The sequence below is a fragment of the Pseudomonas oryzicola genome (assembly GCF_014269185.2).
GTDB classification, from domain to species: Bacteria; Pseudomonadota; Gammaproteobacteria; order Pseudomonadales; family Pseudomonadaceae; genus Aquipseudomonas; species Aquipseudomonas oryzicola.
Genome location: NZ_JABWRZ020000001.1, coordinates 2,405,440 through 2,423,293, shown reverse-complemented (window position 1 = coordinate 2,423,293; position 17,854 = coordinate 2,405,440). Strand labels below are relative to the sequence as shown.

The following is a 17,854-nucleotide window of genomic DNA, read 5'->3' as shown; positions in this document are numbered from 1 at the left end:
CAGGCGCTGCCCCATCATGAAAACAACAAGGGAAACAGCATGACCTACTGTGTCGCCATGCACCTGGCGGACGGGCTCGTCTTCATCAGCGATTCACGCACCAATGCAGGCATCGATCAGATCGCCAGCTTTGCCAAGCTGTTCGTGTTCGGCGTAGCGGGCGAGCGCCTGATCGTCCTGCAGACCGCTGGCAACCTGGCAACCTCGCAGTCGGTGGTGAACCTGCTGCGGCAGCGCACCCGCGGGCCCGGCCCCCACTTGCTGAACGTGGCCACGCTGTACGATGCAACGGTACTGGTAGCCGACACCCTGCGCGAAGTGGTCAGCCGGGACCGCAGCAAGTTGTCGGCCGGGATCGACCTGAGCAGTTCGTTCATCGTCGGAGGGCAGATTGCCGGCGATCCGATGGCCATCTACAACGTCTACGCGCAGGGCAATTTCTTCCAGGCCACGCCGGACACACCGTTCCTGCAACTGGGCGAAAGCAAGTACGGCCGACCGATTCTGGACCGCAACCTGGGTTTCCACACACCGCTCGATGAAGCCTTGCGCTGCGGCCTGATCTCGTTCGACTCGACCATTCGCAGCAACCTCTCGGTGGGCATGCCGCTGGACCTGCTGGTGTACCACAAGGACAGCCTGGAAGCGCCGGAACGGCAACGCATCACCAGCGACGATGCCTATTACCAGCAGATCCGCAGGCAGTGGAGCGACGGCTTGAAACGGTTGTTGGCCGAGCTGCCCGCGCCGCCCTATGGCTGAATCGATACGGTGCTGATTTCCAGGCTGGCGCTGTATCTCTGCAGGAGCGGTTACCCGCGACGCGGGCGACGCGATGGATGGCACCGGCTGTCCCGGTGATCGCGGATAAATCCGCTCCTGCAGGTACGGTGTCAACTGTAGGAGCGGATTTATCCGCGAAGCAGGCGACGCGGTGGATGATAGCCCTGGCCTTCCGGTGTTCGCGGCATGCCCGCTCAGGGCCTATGCCAAGGGAATGGTCAGGCGGTCGATCACCGCCCGGGTTTCCGGGCGCACTCCGCGCCACCAGGCAAAGGCTTCCGCCGCTTGCTCCACCAGCATGCCGACACCGTCGGCCAGGCGCGCCACACCTTGCCCCTGGGCCATGCGCAGGAACGGCGTCAGGCCTTTGCCATACGCCAGTTCGTAGGCCAGCCGTGTCTGGCCCAGCACATCGTCCGGCAGCGGTGGCAGCTCACCGCTGAGGCTAGCGGAGGTGGCGTTGACCACGATGTCGAACGCCTGCCCCTGCAGTTCCTCATAGCGGCTTATGCGCAGGCGCGGGTGGTCCAGTTCGTTGCGCAAGGTCAGTGCCTTGGCCATGTCGCGGTTGGCCAGCACCAGCTCGCGCGGCCCGGCCTGCAGGAACGGCAGCAACGCCCCGCGCACCGCGCCACCGGCGCCGAGCAGCAGCACCCGGCGATTGGCCAACGGCTCACCGAGGTTGTCTTCGATATCGCGCAGCAAGCCAATGCCATCGAAGTTTTCGGCGAAGATCCGGTCATCCTCGAACTTCAACGCATTGGCCGCCCGCGCCAGCTGTGCGCGTTCGCTGCGCTGGTCGGCCAGCTCGAACGCGCGCAGCTTGAACGGCGCGGTGATGTTCATGCCCAAGCCGCCCTCATTGCGGAACTGCAGCACCTGAGCCTCGAATCCTGCGAGTTCGCCCTCGATGGCACCGTACGCCAGGGATTGCCTGGTGGCCTGGGCGAACAGACCATGAATCAAAGGGGACTTGGTGTGGTTGATCGGCCGGCCGATCACTGCATAGCGGTCGTTCATGGTGTATCTCCGTGGGTGAACAGCACACCGTCTGCCTGCATGGCGGTGATTTCTTCAGGGCTGAAACCAAGCCCGGCGGCCACTTCGGCATTGTGCTGGCCCAGGTCCGGGGCCACCTGGCGGATGGTGGTATCGCAGTCGGAAAAGCGGAACGGCAGGTTCGGCAGGCGCAAGGTGCCGTAGCGCGGGTGCTGCTGCTCCAGCACCATGCCACGCGCCTGGATCTGCGGGTCGGCCACCACCTCGTCGATGCGCTGCACCTTGGCGCTGGGAATATCGACCGCATCGAGCAGTTGCAGCACATCTGCGACCCGACGTGCGCCAACCCAGTCACGGACCACGGCGAGGATCGCCTGGCGATGCGCATTGCGCCCGTTCAGGCTGTGGTAGCGGCTATCGTTGCCGAACCCGGGTGGGCCACCGTTGGCTTCGAGCATCGCGGCAAAACGTTTCCAGGCATCGTCGACCTGGGCGGCGATCACCAGGTCGCCATCGGCGGCGCGGAACACGCCGTACAGGGTCGAGGTCGGCATGTCGTGGCCGGTCTGTTCGGGCAGGACAGTGCCGTCGGACAAGGTGTAGCACTGCACCGCGTACTCATGCATCGACACCAGCGTGTCGTACAGGGCCATGTCGATGTGCTGGCCGCGGCCACTGTTGACCCGGCCCAGCAGCGCCGCATTGATCGCCGCCACGGCATGGATGCCGGTGTACATGTCGCCCAGGGAAATGCGCAGCAACGGCGGCGCTTCGCCCGGCACGCCGACCATCTGCATGATCCCGCTCTTGGCCTCGGCGATCAGCCCGAAGCCGGCGCGGTGGGCATCCGGCCCGGTGTGGCCGTAGGCGGAGATCGAGCAGTACACCAGGCGCGGGTTGCGCGCCGCCAGCTCGGCATAGCCCAGGCCCAGTTTGTCCAGGGCACCGGGGCGGTAGTTTTCGATGAACACGTCGGCCGAGTCGGTCAGGCGCTGCATGAACGCCTTGCCGCGGGGGTCCTTCATGTTCACGCTGACGCCTTGCTTGCCCATGTTCAGCTGCAGGAAGTAGCCGCTCTGCTGATCGTCCAGGGTGAACGCGTGCTGGCGGCCGGCATCGCCGCTGCCGGGCCGTTCGACCTTGATCACCTCGGCTCCCAGCGCTGCCAGGCAGCGGCCCACGTAGGGCCCGGCGAGGAAGTGGCTGTAGTCGATGACGCGGATACCCGCCAATGGCAGTGCCTGGCTCATGCCTGCGCCCTCCGCGGTACCATCAGCCGGTGCTCGCCACGCTGCACGACCTCGCCGTGCTGGTTGATCAGTTCCGATGGCAAGACCACGATGCCCCAGCCCAGGCGGCTGTTGCTCGGGCGCATCGCCCCCACGCGCATGCGCACGTGCAGCACATCGTCGACCTTGATCGGCAGCACGAAGTCCCAGGTCCAGCCCAGCGACATGCCCGGCACGAAGCGGTACTCGCACTGGGTCTTCAGGCCGTCGGCGATCGACAAGCCGAACAGGCCATGGGCAACCAGGCAGCCGAAATGGCTTGCATTGGCATACGCCTCGTCGACATGCACCGGGGTGTGGTCACCGGTGAGGTCGGCGTAGGCCAGGATGCGTTCGCGGGTCACGGTGTAGCTGGGGCTGATGCATTCATCGCCTTCGCGGGCATCGTCCCAGTATTTTTCCACCACGCTCATGCCTGCACCTCCGCACGCGGGTCGATGGCCAGTGCCTGGGCGACGCACTGCGCCGGCCTTGCCTGGATGAATTCGACGGCCAGGCCGTCGGGCAGGCGCAGCCAGTTGCGGCCCTGGGGCATTTCGCTGACGCCGAAACGCTGGGCGGCAGCCAATGCGGCCTCAAGGTCTTCGCACATGATGCCCAGGTGCGCCAGGCGCCCTTCCGGGCCGGTGAAGTCCGGCTGGTGGATGAACTGCAGGCCACCGAGGGTCCAATACTGCGCAGGCTGCTCGACGTCGCCCTGGACCTCGCGCATGCTCATGCCGCACACCTCGCTGAAAAAGCGGATGTGCCAGTGGATGTCGCGCACCCAGAACGCAACGTGTTCAAGGTAGGCTTTCGGCTGGCTCATGGATGACTCCCCTTCTGCTGATCGGCCATGGCGCGCTCGATACCCTTGATACAGGCCACCAGGGTCGCGTTGACCGGTGTAGCCACGCCATGGCGCTGGCCCCAGCGCACAACGGAGCCGTTGATGAAATCGATTTCGCTGACCGAGCCCTTTTCCAGGCTCTGCAACATCGAAGTGCGGAAGCTCGCCGGCAGGCCCTCGGCGGCCAGCCGCCACGCGGCGTCCGGGTCGGCAAGGCTCAGGCGGATACCGGCACGTTCGGCGACGGTGATGGCTTCGGCCACCGCTGCCTTGGCGGTGCTTTCCAGCAGCGGCTCGCTGTACAGCTGACCATAGCTGAGCCGGGTAATGCCGCTGAGTGCGCCAGTGGCGACGTTGACCAGCAGCTTGTCCCACATGGTGCCGAGAATGTTGTCGCTGACCGTGGTGGCGAGCCCGGCGCCGTTGAACACCTCGGCGATGGCCTGCACACGTGGGGTGCGTTTGCCGTCGAGTTCACCGATGAAGGTCTGCTTGCCGGCCACACCGGCCCGGATCGAACCTGGGGCCAGCAGCACGCCGCCGACGTAGGTCTTGCCGGCCAGTACCCGCTCCGGGCCTACGGCCTCGGCCAGCAGGTCTTCGTGGCCAAGACCGTTCTGCAGCGACAGCACCAGCGTCTGCGGCCCGATCAGCGCGGCAGCACCGGCGATCGCCTCGCGGGTGTGGAACGACTTGACCAGCACCACCACCAGGTCGGCCACACCGACGTCTTCGGCGGCGCAGGCGGCATTCACCTGTACCTGCCGCACGCCGCGCTCGTCCTGCACTTGCAACCCGTGCCGCTGCATCGCCTCGACATGCGCGCGGCCACGGTTCAACAGCCAGGTTTCATGCCCCGCCTCGCTCAAGGCTGCACCAATGGCGCAACCCAGGGCGCCGGCACCCAGAATGCAGATTTTCACGTCGCAGACCTCCTGTGGTTTGCGACTACCTTATGCAGCAGGGCTTATTTGCGCTATACAATAGCGTCAATACACGTATTGAGATTTGCAATGACGACCGCACTCGACACCTTGCCCGATCCCAAACTGCTGCAGCTGTTCGATGTGCTGTACCAGTGCCACAGCGTGACCCGGACGGCAGAGCAACTGGGCCAGAGTCAACCGACCGTGAGCATCTGGCTGGGCCGCTTGCGCGAAGAACTGAACGACCCGCTGTTCGTGCGCACCCCGGGCGGCATGGCCCCTACCCCGCGGGCTGACCAGCTGATCGGGCCCTGCCGCGAAGTGCTGGAATCGCTGCGGCGCCTGACCACCTGGGCACCGCAATTCGATCCGGCCACGACGCAGCGGCGCTTTCGCCTGTGCGTCAGCGATGCGAGCCACATCACCTTGCTGCCCAGCATCCTCAACCACCTGCGCAGCCATGCGCCCGGCATTCGCCTGGAAGCGGCACGCATCGATGGCAATACCGAAAGCGCCCTGGAATCGGGCGAAGCGGACCTGGCCATCGGCTTCGTGCCTTGGCTCGGCGCGGGCATGTACCAGCAGGTGTTGTTCGAACAGGACTGGGTCTGCCTGAGCAACCCGCACCACCCGCGCCTGGGCCAAGGCATCAGCGTGGCGCAGTACCAGGCCGAAGGGCATGTGCAGGTCAGTGCCGGGACCGGGCAGAAGTTGCTCGAGGCCGGCCTGGCGCGGGCCGGCATCGAACGCAGGATCATGTTGGAGCTGCCGGGCTTTCTCGGCCTGGGCATGATTGTCGGGTCGACCGACCTGGTGGCCACGCTGCCACGGCACATCGGCCAGACGCTGGCCGCCATGCATGGTTTGCAGGTGCACGATTGCCCGTTTGCGGTAGAAGGTTTCACCGTCAAGCAGCATTGGCACGCACGGTACCAGCAGGACAGCGGCAATCGCTGGATGAGGGAGGTGATCCGGGCGTTGTTCCAGAGCGCAGGCAGTCAGCAGCGCTGACCCTGCTTCCGTCCGTGGAGGCAGGGCATGATGGATCAGGCAGCAGGCTTGAGCACCACCTTGGTCCAGCCATCATCCCGCGCATCGAAATGCTTGTAGGCATCGGGGCCTTCGGCAAGCGTCAGGCGATGGGAGATGATCTGCGAAGGCTTGGCACGCCCATGATGGATGAGCGCTGCAAGGCGCCGGTTATAGGCCTTGACGTTCGCCTGGCCGGTGCGGATATGTTGGCCCTTGAACCAGAACGCGCCGAAATCGAAGGCCATCTTGCCCTCTTTTGCCAGGTCGTTCTTCGCCCCCGGGTCTTCTGGCACGAACACCCCCACTACGCCTATACCACCGGTAGCCTTGGTCGAGGCAACCAGGTTGTTCATGGTCAGGTAATTGACTTCATGGCCATGCCTGTTGCAGCACTGATAGCCCACGCATTCGCAGCCCCGGTCGGTGCCTTTGCCGTGGGTCAGGTTCATGATTTCTTCCACGGCCTTGTGCTCGACGGCGTTGATCGGCGTTGCCCCAAGCCGCGCGGCAAGCTGCAGCCGATCTGGCTGGTTGTCTACCACGAACACCTGCGAGGCGCCCTTGATGATTGCCGAGTAGGCCGCCATCAGCCCCACTGGGCCGGCGCCATAGATCGCAATACTTTCGCCCGGCTGCAGACCGGCCAGCTCCGTTGCGTGCCAGCCAGTGGGGAAGATATCCGCGAGCATGACGTAGTCGTCTTCGCGCTCCTGGGCGTCCTCCGGCAGCACCAGGCAGTTGAAATCAGCGTAAGGCACACGCAACAACTCTGCCTGGCCACCTTGATAGGGGCCCATGTCGGCGAAGCCGTAGGCAGCGCCGGCGGCCCCCGGGTTGGCCGTGAGGCAGAATCCGGTCAGGCCTTTTTCGCAGTTCTCGCAGAACCCGCAGCCGATATTGAAGGGCAGGCAGACACGGTCACCGACCTTGACCCGGTCGACCCCGGCGCCCACCTCGATCACTTCGCCAAGGTTCTCATGGCCGAACACACGCCCGGCTTCGAACGAGGTACGGCCCTCATACATGTGCAGGTCGGAGCCGCAGATATTGCTGGTGGTGATGCGTACCAGCACGTCAGTGGGCTTTTCGATTCTTGCGTCCGGTACATCCTTGACGGCGACGTCACGCGGGCCGTTATAGACGATAGCTTTCATACTGAACTCCCGAATGTCAGGGGCACGAAAGGCACCCTACCTTGTTGGGGTAATGGCTTTGCCCTCAGTGTTCAGCCTGTGTGTGACCAGCCGGATCAGTGGCGCTAATCACCAGCGCGCCAGCGGTGGCTCTCAGCCCGTGAACAAATACTTGCCGTTGACTTTCCAGGGCCCGACGAAGGCGAAATCCGGGAAGATCTTGCCCCGGACGTACCAGACAAAAGCCAGCAGAACGATATTGATGGCCATCACGACAGTGGTGGTTGCCGGGTCGGAGCGTGGCCGAAAAGGGCTCCTGGACAGGTGATGCTCAGGGATTGGATCCATGCGTATTCTGTCGGGTTAGCGGAACTCGAAACCGAACCCAATGTCGTATTGGCTACCAAGCACCCCTGCGCCTTCTGGAGGCGAACAAACATGAGAAAAACCCTGGTAGCCCTCTTTACTTGTGCCTTTGCGTTCGGCGCAACTGCCTTGTTGCCAGCCGATGTTTCACCGATTGCCTCGGCGTATGCCAAAGGCGGCGGCGGTGGCGGTGGCCACGGTGGTGGCGGCGGCCATGGCGGCGGTGCCGGCCACGGCGGCGGGCTGGGCGGTGGTCAGGGCGCTGGCAAAGGTAGCCACACTGGCAATGGCATGGGCCTCAGCGATGATCACGCCGGCAAGGCCACGCGCGACCATGGCTTGAGCGGCAACCACTACGGCAGCTCGCGCAACAGCGACAACGGCCACGGCACTACCACCTCCGGTGTTGCCCAATCCAGGGACACCCGCGGCCTGGCGAAATCGACGGCGATCTCCGCCACTACCCCGGGTGACCACAACACCAAAGGGCTGAGCGGCGCAACCCGAAACTCTTCGAAGAACGATCGCTGAACCGTAGCAGCGACTTCGTCGGGCACGGTTGAAAGCCTGCACGCTCCAGCAGCGACCCCCAGCTGCTGGAGCGTGCAGATGAATCTCGCTGAACCACCCGACCAACCCATCATCTCCCCCGACAACATTTCCCTCGCTGCACGGCTCGCACAACCGCCAGGGCCTTGTCGAGACCACCGCCGATGCCCAATACACCTATCCTGTCAGCCTTGCTGTGGTTGTTCAGCGCCATCATGGCACCCGCTGCACTGGCCGGCGAGCGCTCGCCACCGGCGCGCAGCAACAATGCCTCGACCGCGCTGATCGAAACAGCGTCGCAACAGTATGCCGAAGGCCAGCTGGACCAGGCGGCGGCCACCCTGGAGCGCGCGCTGCACATCCAGCCAAACAACCCGGCGACCTTGCACTACCTGGGCGTGCTGCGCCTTGAGCAAGGCCAATTCGAACAGGCCGAAACCCTGGCGCTGCGCTCCAACCTGCGGGTCGGCGCCAACCATGCGTTACGCAATCGCAACCTGCAACTGATAGAGGCCGCGCACAACGCCCGGCGCTCAGGCATGCTGCCGACCGCTGCGCATTGACGGCGGCCTAGACACTACGCGTCAGGCCACCATCGACCCTGATGTTCTGCCCGGTGATATAGGCGGCGCCTTCGCTGGCCAGGAAGGCAATGGTGGCGGCGATTTCCTCGCTGGTGCCATAGCGTTTGAGCGGTACGCTGTCGCGACGCTGCTCGGTGGCCGGCAGGCTGTCGATCCAGCCAGGCAGCACGTTGTTGATGCGCACGTTGTCGGCGGCGTAGGTATCGGCGAAGATCTTGCTGAACGCGGCCAGGCCGGAACGGAACACCGCCGAGGTGGGGAACATCTCGTTGGGTTCGAATGCCCAGGCGGTGGAGATGTTGATGATGCTGCCACCCTTCTGCCGTTGCATGATCGGCGTCACCAGGCGGGCCGGGCGGATAACATTGAGCAGGTAGGTGTCCATGCCCTTGTGCCAGTCTTCGTCGCTGATCTCCAGGATCGGCGCGCGCGGGCCGTGGCCGGCACTGTTGACCAGCACGTCGACGCGTCCCCACTGCCCGACCACGGCATCGACCAGGCGCTGCAGGTCGGCAACCGACTGGTTGCTGCCGGTAACGCCGATACCGCCCAGTTCCCTGGCCAACGCTTCGCCCTTGCCCGAGGACGACAGGATACCGACCTTGAAACCGTCGGCGGCCAGGCGGCGTGCCGCTGCGGCGCCCATGCCGCTGCCACCGGCGGTGATGATGGCCACTTTTGCTTCTGACATGTTGCCTCCTTCGCTAATCCAGCACTGTGTTTGCAAGTGCATTCACACTAGCAGCCACGCTGGCAGCGAGGGAGGCAGCCCGGCTTCGCCTAGACGATAGATTTCCTATCGCCTGCCTGAGCCTGCAACCACGCCCTGACAAGCTGCAGGGCCGCCGGCGCCTGCCGCTTGCGCGGCCATACCAGGTAAAACGCCTTGTCCAGCCGCAATTGCTGGGGGAACACCTGCACCAGGCGCCCGGCAGCCAGGTCGTCGCTGACGAAGGCCTGGCTGGCCAGGGCGATGCCCTGCCCGCCAATCGCGGCTTCGATGGCCAGTGAAGTTTGGTTGAAGCGCACGGTCCGGGCGCTGGCCGGCGAATGGCCTGGGAACACTGCTGCGTAGAACTGCGGCCAGAAGTTGTGCGCATCGTGCAATGCCACATAACGCTGCAAGGCGGCGAAATCGCCGGGCCGCCCCATTTCGGCCAGCAACCCGGGGCTGGCCACCGCGACCACTGTGGGGGCCATCAGCAATTCAGCGTTCAGCCCCGGCGCAAATGGCGGCTGGCCATAACGCACGGCCAGGTCCACACCGTCGGTATGAAAGTGGGAAAGCCGGTCGGTCGCCAGTACCCGCAGGTCAATCTCGGGGTGGCGCTCGGCAAAGTGCCCGAGCCTGGGGATCAGCCATTTCGAGGCAAAGGTTGGCGTCACGCTGACGGTGAGGTGGGACGGCACCGGGCGCAACAAGCGCGTGGCTTCCTCGATCATTGCCAGGGCGCTGCGCACGCTGGTGCTGTAGGCGTGCCCGGCATTGGTCAGGCCAAGGCCGCGCGGCAGGCGCTCGAACAGGCGCACCTCCAGGCTGGCCTCCAGCCCGCGAACATGCTGGGCGACAGCCGCCTGGGTCACGCCAAGCTCCTCGGCCGCCAGGCGGAAGTTGAGGTGACGCGCCACCACTTCGAACACGCGTAGCGCATTGAGCGAAGGCAAACCGGGGTAACCTGCAGGCATGGCGATGGTTTTTCTATCGGCTGGACATTGCGCGAGGCTAACCTTGTCAGCCAAGGAAGTCGATGCCTGGCGCCCGTACAGCGCCGGTTTCGATTGCGGCAACGGCGTCCTGCTGGGCAAACTGGAGAACCGCACGTGCAGACAAGGATGATGCCATGCAGATACGCCCACTGACCCACGATGATCTGCCCCACGCCAGTGCCCTGTGCCTGGATGCTTTCACCCAGGCGGTCGCGCCCACGCTGCCAGCGCAGGGTGTGGCAACGTTTGCCAGGGTGGCAGCGGCCGACGCGTTTGCCGAACGCATGCAAGGCGACAACCTGATACTGGTCGGGGTGGTGGATGGCGCCATGGTGGGCCTGGTCGAACTCAAGCAAGGCTGCCATATCGCCATGTTGTTCATCGCCCCCCGCTGGCAACGCCAGGGCATCGGCGCGCGCCTGATGAACGCAGCGCTGGAACACGCCAGGGTGGAGGTCGTGACCGTCAGGGCATCACTGCCTTCGGTACCTGCCTACCAACACTACGGTTTCACACTGGCAGGCGAGGTGAATGCGTTTGCCGGGATGGTCTATCAACCCATGGAGAAGCGCTTGCCCGGCTGGCGTGGGCAATGAAACGCGCACCCAGGTTGTATGCCGAACGCCCTGCGCACATCCCTACAAGGCACAACCCCCGGCAACATGCTTCACTACAGCGCCAACCCCCCTGTTCCGGAACCCGAGCCCCATGAACCGCAACGACCTGCGCCGCGTCGACATGAACCTGCTGGTGTTGTTCGAAGCCCTGATGATCGAACGCAACCTGACCCGCGTCGGCGAAAAGCTGTTCATTACGCAGCCCACCGTGAGTGCCGCGCTCGCGCGCCTGCGCGAGCTGTTCGACGACCCGCTGCTGATCCGCAACGGCCGGGCCATGGAGCCCACGCCAAGGGCCATGCAGATCTTCGCCGAGCTGGGCCCGGCCATGGACGTGATCTCCGCTGCCATCAGCCGCGCCCGCGAGTTCGACCCGGCCAGCAGTTGCAACGTGTTCCGCCTGGGGTTGTCGGACGATGCCGAATTCGGGCTGTTCCCGGCCCTGCTCCAGGCCCTGCGCGAAGAAGCCCCGAACCTCAGCGTGGTGGTGCGGCGGGCCAACTTCCTGCTGATGCCGGGGCTGCTGGCCAGCGGCGAGATTTCGGTCGGCGTCAGCTACACCACCGACCTGCCGGCCACCGCCAAACGCCGCAAGCTGCGCGACATCGGCGTACGGGTATTGCGCGCCGACGACCGCCCAGGCCCGCTGACCCTCGACGAATACTGCGCCCGCCCGCATGTGATGGTGTCATTCTCGGGCGACATGAGCGGCAACATCGACCTCGACCTGGCGCGCATCGGCCGCTGCCGCAAGGTGGTGCTGGCGGTGCCGCAGTTCGGCAGCCTGCGCGCCTTGCTGCGCAATACCGAACTGATCGCCACGGTGCCGGACTATGCCGCCTGTGCCTTGGCCGACGATGGCAGCCTGCGCGCCGACCCGGCGCCGTTCGACATCACCGAGGCCGAGCTGTCGATGGTCTGGAGCGGTGCCCAGGACAACGACCCGGCCGAGCGCTGGTTGCGCGAGCGCATCCTGCAGTTCATGGCGGCGCGGTAAACCATCGACCTCATCGATAGCCACCATGAATGCCATCGAGTTCCGCTGCGCCTGGCCCGGGCGGAAGATGGCGGCATTCCCTGATGGATGAGGCCTCCCATGAAAACCGGCATGCTCGCAGCCCTGCTCGCCTTGCTGGCCGCCCTCGGCGGCTGTGCCAGCCCGGCCAGCACCGACACACAGCCCTACGGGCACTTCCATGCGGCCACCGCCCTTTCCAGCGTCGCCCTGGCCCCTGGGCAGCGAGTCGCGGTGTTGCTGGGGCGGGACGCCGAGGCCACCCTGGAATACCTTGGCAGCCATCAAGCCCAGGCCACCACGCCGGCCCGGGGCCAGCGCATTCCGGTTCCGGTAGCGACCCTGAACAGCGAGAGCCAGGCGTACGACTGGCTGGCACGCTCGCTGGCGCAGCAGTTCGCCGAAGTGACCTTCTATGACGACCTGGACACACTGCTGGGCGACCACCCGGATGTCATCGTGCTGCTCGATAGCGAAAGCCGCCTGGCCAGTGCCGAGATCGAAAGCCGGGTAGTGGCGCGCTTCTTCGACGACCAGCTGACCTACATCGGCCGCGCCGAAGGGCGGTCGCACAAGCGCCTGGGCGATGTGGCGCGGGTGGCCGCGGACGAACGCGCGGTGCAGGCCGATGCCTTGCGCGACTTTGACGATTCGCTGCAGGTGCTGTTGAAAAGGCGGGCTTGAGGGCCCTTTCGCAGGCAAGCCCGCTCCCATAGGCACACCAGCTGGCTTACTGGCGACAGGGCCGCTGCAGGCATGCTACTTGCCCCGCTGCATCCATGCCGCGCCCAGCCCACTCAGGCAGATCACTGCGATACCGACCAGGCTCAGGGTGTCCGGCACCTGGCTGTAGACCACCAGGCCCAGCAACCCGGCAAACACGATCTGGCAATAGCTGAACGGCGCCAGCAACGCCGGCGCCGCATGGCGGAAGGCCTGGGTCAGCAGCAGGTGCGCAGTCATGCCGAAACCGCCCAGCGCCAGCATCAGCAGCGCATGGTCCCAACGCGGCACCTCCCAGAAAAACGGCACCAGCGCACTCATGGCCAGGGTGTTGCACAACCCCGCATAGAAGTTGCTGGTGGTCGGGCTATCGTGCGCCGCCAGGATGCGCGTGAGCAATTGATAGAAGCAGAAGCCCAGCGCCGAACCGAACGGGTACAGGATCGCCGGGGTGAACATCGCGCCTCCCGGATGCACCACCACCAGCACGCCGATGAAGCCCATCACCACCGCAACCCACTGCCCCACCGTGACCCGCTCCTTGAGCAACGGCGCCGACAGTGCAGTGACCAGTACCGGAGCGAGGAAGTTGACCGCAGTCGCCTCGGCCAGCGGCAGGTACTGCAGGCCGCTGGTAAACAGCAGGCTGGTACTCAGCAGGCTCAAGGCACGCAAGGTCTGCAGCAGTGGGCGGCGGGTGCGCAGCACGTTGAGCCCGGCCTTGGGCAGGAAGATGCCGGCCATCAGCAGCGTGTGCACCACATATCGCGCCCATACCACCATGATGATCGGGTACAGGCCGCCAAGGAACTTGGACAAGGCATCGTGGCTGGCGAACAGGAATGTCGCCATCACCACCAGGGCGATGCCGCGCAGCGGTTGGTTGATTCCGGACAGCGGTGTGCTGGAACTCATGGCGCTCTCGATGACGGCGCGGCTGGATATGGCGCCAGGGGAAGGCTGCGCAGGCACAGCCTGGCAGATACAACAGTTCGGATTCTAGAAGAGATGCCAGAGCATAAGGAAGTTCCCTCCCCGCTTGCTCCTGGCCAATGGCGATTTGTGTTCGCTGATCGACCACTTTCTACTTCGGCTGCTGGCTCAAGAGGCAGGACGACCCGCAACGACTTCAATGACGAGCGCCCGTGACCAGGAGATTGAACAACTCCGGTTCGTCTTCAAAGGCCATTGCCTGCGCCGGGCGCGACAATCCTGCCACCACGGCGTTGCAGAAGGCCACGGCCGGTACGTCCTGGGCGTAGCAGCGCAACAGCCAATCGCCCTCGCCCTGCAAAAACTGCAACGCCACCGCGCGGCCGATGCCCTGCCGGCGGTACTTTTTCAGGATGAACAGGTCGGCCAGCTCGAACGCCTCGATACCAGGCAGTTCGCTGCGCTCCACCAGCACGAAGCCGGCGATGAAGCCGTCTGCCAGCACCAGGTAGGCACCCCAGCCATCGGTTTCCCAGTAACGTTGCAGGTGCTCGTCGTGGATGTAGAAGCGGCCATCCACCTCGACGTCTTCCTGCTCCCAGTCGGACGACTCGTAGGCGTAGAACTGGTAGAGGTTGCGGATCAGCGGGGCCTGGTCGGCGGTGGTCGCCAGCAGTTCGATGGGCAGCATGGTGCGGGGCTCGGGTAAAAGGCGGATTCTAGATCACTTGCCCCTGGCAGGAAAAAGCCCAGGCCCTCCCCGCACGGAAAGGCCCAGGCAAAAACACGTGTCAGCGCGCTTCAGCGTTCAGGGGTTTTGCAATGCCCGCGGGCGCTGGCTGCGCGCCTCCGCTGCCGGGGCCTTGGCTGCCTGCAGGCGGAAGTCGAAGGCCAGCTCGGCAAAGCGCTCGCCCTGCACACCGCGGTCGCGGGCTTTTGCAGCATCATCGACAAAGCGCAGCTCGCCGACCAGCCCGTCGCGGGTGGCATAGGCAAAGTCATCCCACAGGTACTGGTCACCGGCAAAGTTGATCTGCGTGGTCAAATGACGGTGCCCGGGCGCCGAGATGAAGAAGTGCACATGCGCCGGGCGCTGGCCGTGGCGGCCGAGCAGGTCCAGGCATTCCTGGGTCGGCCCCTGTGGATCGCAGCCATACCCCGAGGGCACGATGGAGCGTGCGCGATAGCAGCCCTCGGCATCGGTGATGATGCGGCGGCGCAGGTTGTACTCGGACTGGCTGGAGTCGAAGTAGGAGTAAGTGCCCTGGGTATTGGCGTGCCACAGGTCGACCGTGGCGCCGGCCAGCGGCTTGCCGTCGGCACCGAACACCCGGCCCTGGAGGAACATCACCACGCCCGGGTCGGTGCCGTCGTCCATGCGCGCTTCACCCTGCGCCAGCGGCGCGCCCGCCACATACAGCGGGCCCTCGATGGTACGCGGGGTGCCGCCGGTCAGGCCGGCCTCGGCGTCCTTGGCGTCCTGCAGCAGGTCGAGGAAGTGCTCGAGGCCCAGGCCCGCCGCCAGCAGCCCGGCTTCGTTGCGGCCACCCAGGCGGTTGAGGTAGTCCACGGCATGCCAGAACTCGTCCTCGGTGATGTCCAGGTCCTCGATCAGGCGGGCGCTGTCCTGCAGCACGCGCAGGATGATCTGCTTGAAGCGCGGATTGCCTGCGGCATGGCCCAGGCCCGCCACTTCGCTGAAGAACGCTTGAACATCGGCAGTGTGGGAAATCTTTACGGTCATCGTGCTTACCTCATCTTGTTCTTGTCGGGCTCACAGGTGCGAATCAGCGGTCGTCGCTGCGGATCGACGAGGGGTGTCGGCACAAGCCGTCGACCTCGATGTCCATGTACGGGAACAGTGGCAGTTGCATCAGGGTGTCGTGTAGCGCTTCGACACTGGCTACATCGAACACGCTGTAGTTGGCATAGTGCCCGGCGATGCGCCACAGGTGCCTCCAGGTACCTTCGCGCTGCAGGCGCTGGGCCAGTTCCTTTTCGTCGGCCTTGAGCCGGGCAGCCTTGGCCGGGTCCATGTCGACTGGCAGTTTCACGGTCATCTTCACGTGGAACAGCATGGGGAAGTCTCCTTGCGTATGACTGGATCGTTCAGTAGCGGCGGGCGAAGCGCGCCAGGCGCTGCTCGTCCAGGGTCAGGCCCAGGCCAGGGGTGCGTGGCAGGTGCAACTGGAAATCGCGGTACTGCAGCGGCTCGTTGACGATTTCTTCGGTGAGTAGCAGCGGCCCGAACAGTTCGGTACCCCAGGTCAGCTGGCGCAGGGTAAGGAAGGCATGGGCCGAAGCCAGGGTGCCGATCGAACCTTCGAGCATGGTCCCGCCATACACGGCAATACCGGCGGCTTCGGCAATTTGCGCGGTGCGCAGCACGGCGCGCGGGCCGCCGTTCTTGGCGATCTTCAGGGCGAAGATGCTGGCCGCGCCGTCGGCGGCCAGGCTGAAGGCGTCTTCGACGCTTTCGATCGATTCGTCGGCCATGATCGGCGCCGGGCTGCGCTGGTTCAGGCGCACCTGGCCACTGCGGTTGCTACGTGAGATCGGTTGCTCGATCAGGTCGATGCCGTTGTCGCCGAGCACCTGGCAGGCGCGGATGGCCTGGGATTCGTCCCAATACTGGTTGACGTCGACCCGCACGCTGGCACTGTCGCCCAGCTCGCGCTTGATCGCCAGCACATGCTTGAGGTCCTGCGCCACCGGGTTGGCGCCGATTTTCAGCTTGAACACCCGGTGTCGGCGGCTTTCCAGCATTTGCCGGGCTTCGGCGATGTCGCGGGCGGTATCACCACTGGCCAGGGTCCAGGCCACTTCCAGGCTGTCGCGCACACGGCCGCCGAGCAGTTCGCTGACCGGCAGGCCGAGGCGCTTGCCTTGCGCATCGAGCAGGGCGCTCTCGATGCCCGACTTGGCAAACGTGTTGCCCTTGGCCAGCTTGTCCAGCTTGAGCATGGCGGCATTGATGTTGTCTGCCGGCAGGCCGACCAGCGCCGGCGCCAGGTGCGCATCGACGTTGGCCTTGATGCCCTCGGGGCTTTCGTAGCCGTAGGCCAGGCCACCGATGGTGGTGGCCTCGCCGAGGCCTTCGACGCCATCGCTGCAGCGCACCCGCAATACCACCAGGGTCTGCTGTTGCATGGTGTGCATCGCCAGCTTGTGCGGGCGGATGGTCGGCAGGTCGACGATAATGGCTTCTATACGTTCAATCAGCGCGCTTGTCATTGTTGCCAGGTCCCGTTATATCGGGCTGACAGTTGCAGGCCCGAATGGTGCATTTACTTGATCGCTCAAGGATTGCGCGAGACCCTGATGGCCGTCCAATATCGAATGAATCTCCCACCATACCCTGGAGGTCTGATGGAACTGCGCCACCTGCGTTATTTCAAGGTGCTGGCCGAGACCCTGAACTTCACCCGTGCCGCCGAGCTGCTGCACATTGCCCAGCCACCGCTGAGTCGGCAGATCAGCCAGCTCGAAGACGAGCTGGGCACGCTGCTGGTGCTGCGCGAACGACCGCTGCGGCTGACCGAGGCAGGTCGCTTCTTCTACGAACAGACCTGCACCCTGCTGCAACAACTGCACAACATCAGTGACAACACCCGCCGCATCGGCCAGGGCCAGCGCCAATGGCTGGGTATCGGCTTCGCCCCCTCGACCCTGTACACGGTGTTGCCGGAACTGATCCGCGAACTACGCCAGGACAGCGAACTGGAGCTGGGCCTGAACGAAATGACCACGCTGCAACAGGTGGACGCGCTGAAAAGCGGGCGCATCGACATTGCCTTCGGGCGCATTCGCATCGATGACCCGGCGATTCAGCAGCAGGTGCTGTGCGAAGACCCGCTGGTGGCCGTGCTGCCCAAGGGCCACCCGCTGGCGGGCGCGCCGCTGAGCCTCGCCGAACTGGCGGGCGAGGCGTTCATCCTCTACCCGGCCAACCCTCGGCCCAGCTATGCCGACCATGTACTGGCGCTGTTCGCCCAGCACGGCATGAGCATCCGCGTCAGCCAGTGGGCCAACGAACTGCAGACTGCCATTGGCCTGGTGGCTGTCGGCGTGGGCGTGACCCTGGTGCCGGCCTCGGTGCAACAACAGCACCGCACCGATATCGAATACGTCGCCCTGCTCGACAGCGGAGCCGTCAGCCCGATCATCCTCAGCCGGCGCAAGGGCGACGTGAGCCCGATCGTGCAGCGCTGCCTGGCATTGATTGCCCAGCAAGCCAACTCCCACAGCATGTAGGAGCGGATTTATCCGTGAAGCGGGCGACGCGGTGGATGGCACCGGCTGTGTCGGTGATCGCGGTCGAAGCCGCTACAGGGCCGGCGCAGGGCCGTAAGGCAGCCGCGATCGGTCA

The 17,854-nt window shown here is 64.9% G+C and carries 22 protein-coding genes; 8 read left to right on the top strand and 14 right to left on the bottom strand.

Annotation, left to right across the window (positions count from 1 at the left end; all coding sequences use genetic code 11):
• Positions 1-39: 39 nt before the first annotated feature.
• Positions 40-762: a proteasome-type protease gene (locus HU760_RS11085; RefSeq protein WP_186677055.1), complete on the top strand. Its 723-nt coding sequence runs from the start codon at positions 40-42 to the stop codon at positions 760-762.
• A 222-nt stretch (positions 763-984) separates the two neighbouring features.
• Here HU760_RS11085 and aroE read toward each other — a convergent pair whose 3' ends face one another.
• Genes aroE through HU760_RS11060 form a run of 5 tightly spaced genes read right to left on the bottom strand, consistent with a single transcriptional unit; the run spans position 985 to position 4,823 of the window.
• Positions 985-1,803 (bottom strand): shikimate dehydrogenase, encoded by an 819-nt coding sequence (gene aroE / locus HU760_RS11080; RefSeq protein WP_186677056.1) that lies wholly within the window; start codon positions 1,801-1,803, stop codon positions 985-987.
• Positions 1,800-3,032 (bottom strand): CaiB/BaiF CoA transferase family protein, encoded by a 1,233-nt coding sequence (locus tag HU760_RS11075; protein ID WP_186677057.1) that lies wholly within the window; start codon positions 3,030-3,032, stop codon positions 1,800-1,802. The genes aroE and HU760_RS11075 overlap by 4 nt, the downstream gene beginning before the upstream one ends.
• Positions 3,029-3,484, bottom strand: coding sequence for a MaoC family dehydratase (locus HU760_RS11070; protein ID WP_186677058.1), 456 nt, complete (start codon positions 3,482-3,484; stop codon positions 3,029-3,031). Before HU760_RS11070 ends, HU760_RS11075 begins: the two co-directional genes overlap by 4 nt.
• Entirely contained in the window at positions 3,481-3,879 is a 399-nt protein-coding gene (locus tag HU760_RS11065; RefSeq protein ID WP_186677059.1) for a VOC family protein, read from the bottom strand. The genes HU760_RS11070 and HU760_RS11065 overlap by 4 nt, the downstream gene beginning before the upstream one ends.
• A complete protein-coding gene (locus tag HU760_RS11060; protein WP_186677060.1) occupies positions 3,876-4,823 on the bottom strand; it encodes a ketopantoate reductase family protein in 948 nt (315 codons plus the stop codon). Before HU760_RS11060 ends, HU760_RS11065 begins: the two co-directional genes overlap by 4 nt.
• A gap of 90 nt (positions 4,824-4,913) precedes the next feature.
• Between HU760_RS11060 and HU760_RS11055 the strand changes: the two genes are divergently transcribed.
• Positions 4,914-5,837 carry a LysR family transcriptional regulator gene (locus HU760_RS11055; protein WP_186677062.1) on the top strand — a complete coding sequence of 308 codons (924 nt, stop codon included), beginning with the start codon at positions 4,914-4,916 and terminating at the stop codon, positions 5,835-5,837.
• 35 nt (positions 5,838-5,872) lie between these two features.
• On the opposite strand, the gene HU760_RS11050 is transcribed toward HU760_RS11055, so the two are convergent.
• Together HU760_RS11050 and HU760_RS11045 are read right to left on the bottom strand one after the other, a co-directional pair.
• Positions 5,873-7,012, bottom strand: coding sequence for a glutathione-independent formaldehyde dehydrogenase (locus HU760_RS11050; RefSeq protein WP_186677063.1), 1,140 nt, complete (start codon positions 7,010-7,012; stop codon positions 5,873-5,875).
• Between the two features lie 132 nt (positions 7,013-7,144).
• Positions 7,145-7,339 carry a hypothetical protein gene (locus tag HU760_RS11045; RefSeq protein ID WP_225932809.1) on the bottom strand — a complete coding sequence of 65 codons (195 nt, stop codon included), beginning with the start codon at positions 7,337-7,339 and terminating at the stop codon, positions 7,145-7,147.
• A 90-nt stretch (positions 7,340-7,429) separates the two neighbouring features.
• Between HU760_RS11045 and HU760_RS11040 the strand changes: the two genes are divergently transcribed.
• Both HU760_RS11040 and HU760_RS11035 read left to right on the top strand, forming a co-directional pair.
• Positions 7,430-7,888 carry a hypothetical protein gene (locus HU760_RS11040; RefSeq protein ID WP_186677064.1) on the top strand — a complete coding sequence of 153 codons (459 nt, stop codon included), beginning with the start codon at positions 7,430-7,432 and terminating at the stop codon, positions 7,886-7,888.
• A gap of 182 nt (positions 7,889-8,070) precedes the next feature.
• Positions 8,071-8,469, top strand: a complete 399-nt coding sequence (locus HU760_RS11035; RefSeq protein ID WP_186677066.1) for a tetratricopeptide repeat protein — start codon at positions 8,071-8,073, stop codon at positions 8,467-8,469.
• 7 nt (positions 8,470-8,476) lie between these two features.
• On the opposite strand, the gene HU760_RS11030 is transcribed toward HU760_RS11035, so the two are convergent.
• Positions 8,477-9,181 carry an SDR family oxidoreductase gene (locus HU760_RS11030; RefSeq protein ID WP_186677068.1) on the bottom strand — a complete coding sequence of 235 codons (705 nt, stop codon included), beginning with the start codon at positions 9,179-9,181 and terminating at the stop codon, positions 8,477-8,479.
• 89 nt (positions 9,182-9,270) lie between these two features.
• Positions 9,271-10,176: a LysR substrate-binding domain-containing protein gene (locus tag HU760_RS11025; protein WP_186677076.1), complete on the bottom strand. Its 906-nt coding sequence runs from the start codon at positions 10,174-10,176 to the stop codon at positions 9,271-9,273.
• A gap of 155 nt (positions 10,177-10,331) precedes the next feature.
• On the opposite strand from HU760_RS11025, the gene HU760_RS11020 reads away from it, so the two are divergent.
• The 3 genes from HU760_RS11020 (at position 10,332) to HU760_RS11010 (ending at position 12,513) form a co-directional block, all read left to right on the top strand.
• Positions 10,332-10,793 carry a GNAT family N-acetyltransferase gene (locus HU760_RS11020; RefSeq protein WP_186677078.1) on the top strand — a complete coding sequence of 154 codons (462 nt, stop codon included), beginning with the start codon at positions 10,332-10,334 and terminating at the stop codon, positions 10,791-10,793.
• A 112-nt stretch (positions 10,794-10,905) separates the two neighbouring features.
• Positions 10,906-11,811, top strand: a complete 906-nt coding sequence (locus tag HU760_RS11015) for a LysR family transcriptional regulator (RefSeq protein WP_170029481.1) — start codon at positions 10,906-10,908, stop codon at positions 11,809-11,811.
• 99 nt (positions 11,812-11,910) lie between these two features.
• Positions 11,911-12,513, top strand: coding sequence for a hypothetical protein (locus HU760_RS11010; RefSeq protein WP_186677080.1), 603 nt, complete (start codon positions 11,911-11,913; stop codon positions 12,511-12,513).
• A gap of 75 nt (positions 12,514-12,588) precedes the next feature.
• Here the strand turns inward: HU760_RS11010 and HU760_RS11005 are convergent, their stop codons facing one another.
• From HU760_RS11005 to HU760_RS10985, 5 genes are all read right to left on the bottom strand, one after another.
• Positions 12,589-13,467 carry a DMT family transporter gene (locus HU760_RS11005; protein WP_186677082.1) on the bottom strand — a complete coding sequence of 293 codons (879 nt, stop codon included), beginning with the start codon at positions 13,465-13,467 and terminating at the stop codon, positions 12,589-12,591.
• Between the two features lie 214 nt (positions 13,468-13,681).
• Entirely contained in the window at positions 13,682-14,176 is a 495-nt protein-coding gene (locus HU760_RS11000; RefSeq protein WP_186677086.1) for a GNAT family N-acetyltransferase, read from the bottom strand.
• 117 nt (positions 14,177-14,293) lie between these two features.
• Entirely contained in the window at positions 14,294-15,229 is a 936-nt protein-coding gene (catA, locus tag HU760_RS10995; protein ID WP_186677088.1) for a catechol 1,2-dioxygenase, read from the bottom strand.
• A 43-nt stretch (positions 15,230-15,272) separates the two neighbouring features.
• Positions 15,273-15,563 carry a muconolactone Delta-isomerase gene (gene catC, locus HU760_RS10990; protein ID WP_186677090.1) on the bottom strand — a complete coding sequence of 97 codons (291 nt, stop codon included), beginning with the start codon at positions 15,561-15,563 and terminating at the stop codon, positions 15,273-15,275.
• A 31-nt stretch (positions 15,564-15,594) separates the two neighbouring features.
• Positions 15,595-16,719, bottom strand: a complete 1,125-nt coding sequence (locus HU760_RS10985; RefSeq protein ID WP_186677092.1) for a muconate cycloisomerase family protein — start codon at positions 16,717-16,719, stop codon at positions 15,595-15,597.
• A 135-nt stretch (positions 16,720-16,854) separates the two neighbouring features.
• Between HU760_RS10985 and HU760_RS10980 the strand changes: the two genes are divergently transcribed.
• Entirely contained in the window at positions 16,855-17,739 is an 885-nt protein-coding gene (locus HU760_RS10980; protein WP_186677094.1) for a LysR family transcriptional regulator, read from the top strand.
• Positions 17,740-17,854 lie beyond the last annotated feature (115 nt).

Bases quoted from the DNA above. Each gene is read 5' to 3' on its own strand.
- HU760_RS11035 (WP_186677066.1), top strand. From the start codon at position 8,071: ATGCCCAATACACCTATCCTGTCAGCCTTGCTGTGGTTGTTCAGCGCC.
- HU760_RS11050 (WP_186677063.1), bottom strand. From the start codon at position 7,012: ATGAAAGCTATCGTCTATAACGGCCCGCGTGACGTCGCCGTCAAGGAT.
- catA (WP_186677088.1), bottom strand. From the start codon at position 15,229: ATGACCGTAAAGATTTCCCACACTGCCGATGTTCAAGCGTTCTTCAGC.
- HU760_RS11065 (WP_186677059.1), bottom strand. From the start codon at position 3,879: ATGAGCCAGCCGAAAGCCTACCTTGAACACGTTGCGTTCTGGGTGCGC.
- HU760_RS11045 (WP_225932809.1), bottom strand. From the start codon at position 7,339: ATGGATCCAATCCCTGAGCATCACCTGTCCAGGAGCCCTTTTCGGCCA.
- HU760_RS11020 (WP_186677078.1), top strand. From the start codon at position 10,332: ATGCAGATACGCCCACTGACCCACGATGATCTGCCCCACGCCAGTGCC.
- HU760_RS11055 (WP_186677062.1), top strand. From the start codon at position 4,914: ATGACGACCGCACTCGACACCTTGCCCGATCCCAAACTGCTGCAGCTG.
- HU760_RS11075 (WP_186677057.1), bottom strand. From the start codon at position 3,032: ATGAGCCAGGCACTGCCATTGGCGGGTATCCGCGTCATCGACTACAGC.
- HU760_RS11025 (WP_186677076.1), bottom strand. From the start codon at position 10,176: ATGCCTGCAGGTTACCCCGGTTTGCCTTCGCTCAATGCGCTACGCGTG.
- HU760_RS11040 (WP_186677064.1), top strand. From the start codon at position 7,430: ATGAGAAAAACCCTGGTAGCCCTCTTTACTTGTGCCTTTGCGTTCGGC.
- HU760_RS10985 (WP_186677092.1), bottom strand. From the start codon at position 16,719: ATGACAAGCGCGCTGATTGAACGTATAGAAGCCATTATCGTCGACCTG.
- HU760_RS11000 (WP_186677086.1), bottom strand. From the start codon at position 14,176: ATGCTGCCCATCGAACTGCTGGCGACCACCGCCGACCAGGCCCCGCTG.
- HU760_RS11085 (WP_186677055.1), top strand. From the start codon at position 40: ATGACCTACTGTGTCGCCATGCACCTGGCGGACGGGCTCGTCTTCATC.
- HU760_RS11030 (WP_186677068.1), bottom strand. From the start codon at position 9,181: ATGTCAGAAGCAAAAGTGGCCATCATCACCGCCGGTGGCAGCGGCATG.
- catC (WP_186677090.1), bottom strand. From the start codon at position 15,563: ATGCTGTTCCACGTGAAGATGACCGTGAAACTGCCAGTCGACATGGAC.
- HU760_RS11070 (WP_186677058.1), bottom strand. From the start codon at position 3,484: ATGAGCGTGGTGGAAAAATACTGGGACGATGCCCGCGAAGGCGATGAA.
- aroE (WP_186677056.1), bottom strand. From the start codon at position 1,803: ATGAACGACCGCTATGCAGTGATCGGCCGGCCGATCAACCACACCAAG.
- HU760_RS11010 (WP_186677080.1), top strand. From the start codon at position 11,911: ATGAAAACCGGCATGCTCGCAGCCCTGCTCGCCTTGCTGGCCGCCCTC.
- HU760_RS11015 (WP_170029481.1), top strand. From the start codon at position 10,906: ATGAACCGCAACGACCTGCGCCGCGTCGACATGAACCTGCTGGTGTTG.
- HU760_RS11005 (WP_186677082.1), bottom strand. From the start codon at position 13,467: ATGAGTTCCAGCACACCGCTGTCCGGAATCAACCAACCGCTGCGCGGC.
- HU760_RS10980 (WP_186677094.1), top strand. From the start codon at position 16,855: ATGGAACTGCGCCACCTGCGTTATTTCAAGGTGCTGGCCGAGACCCTG.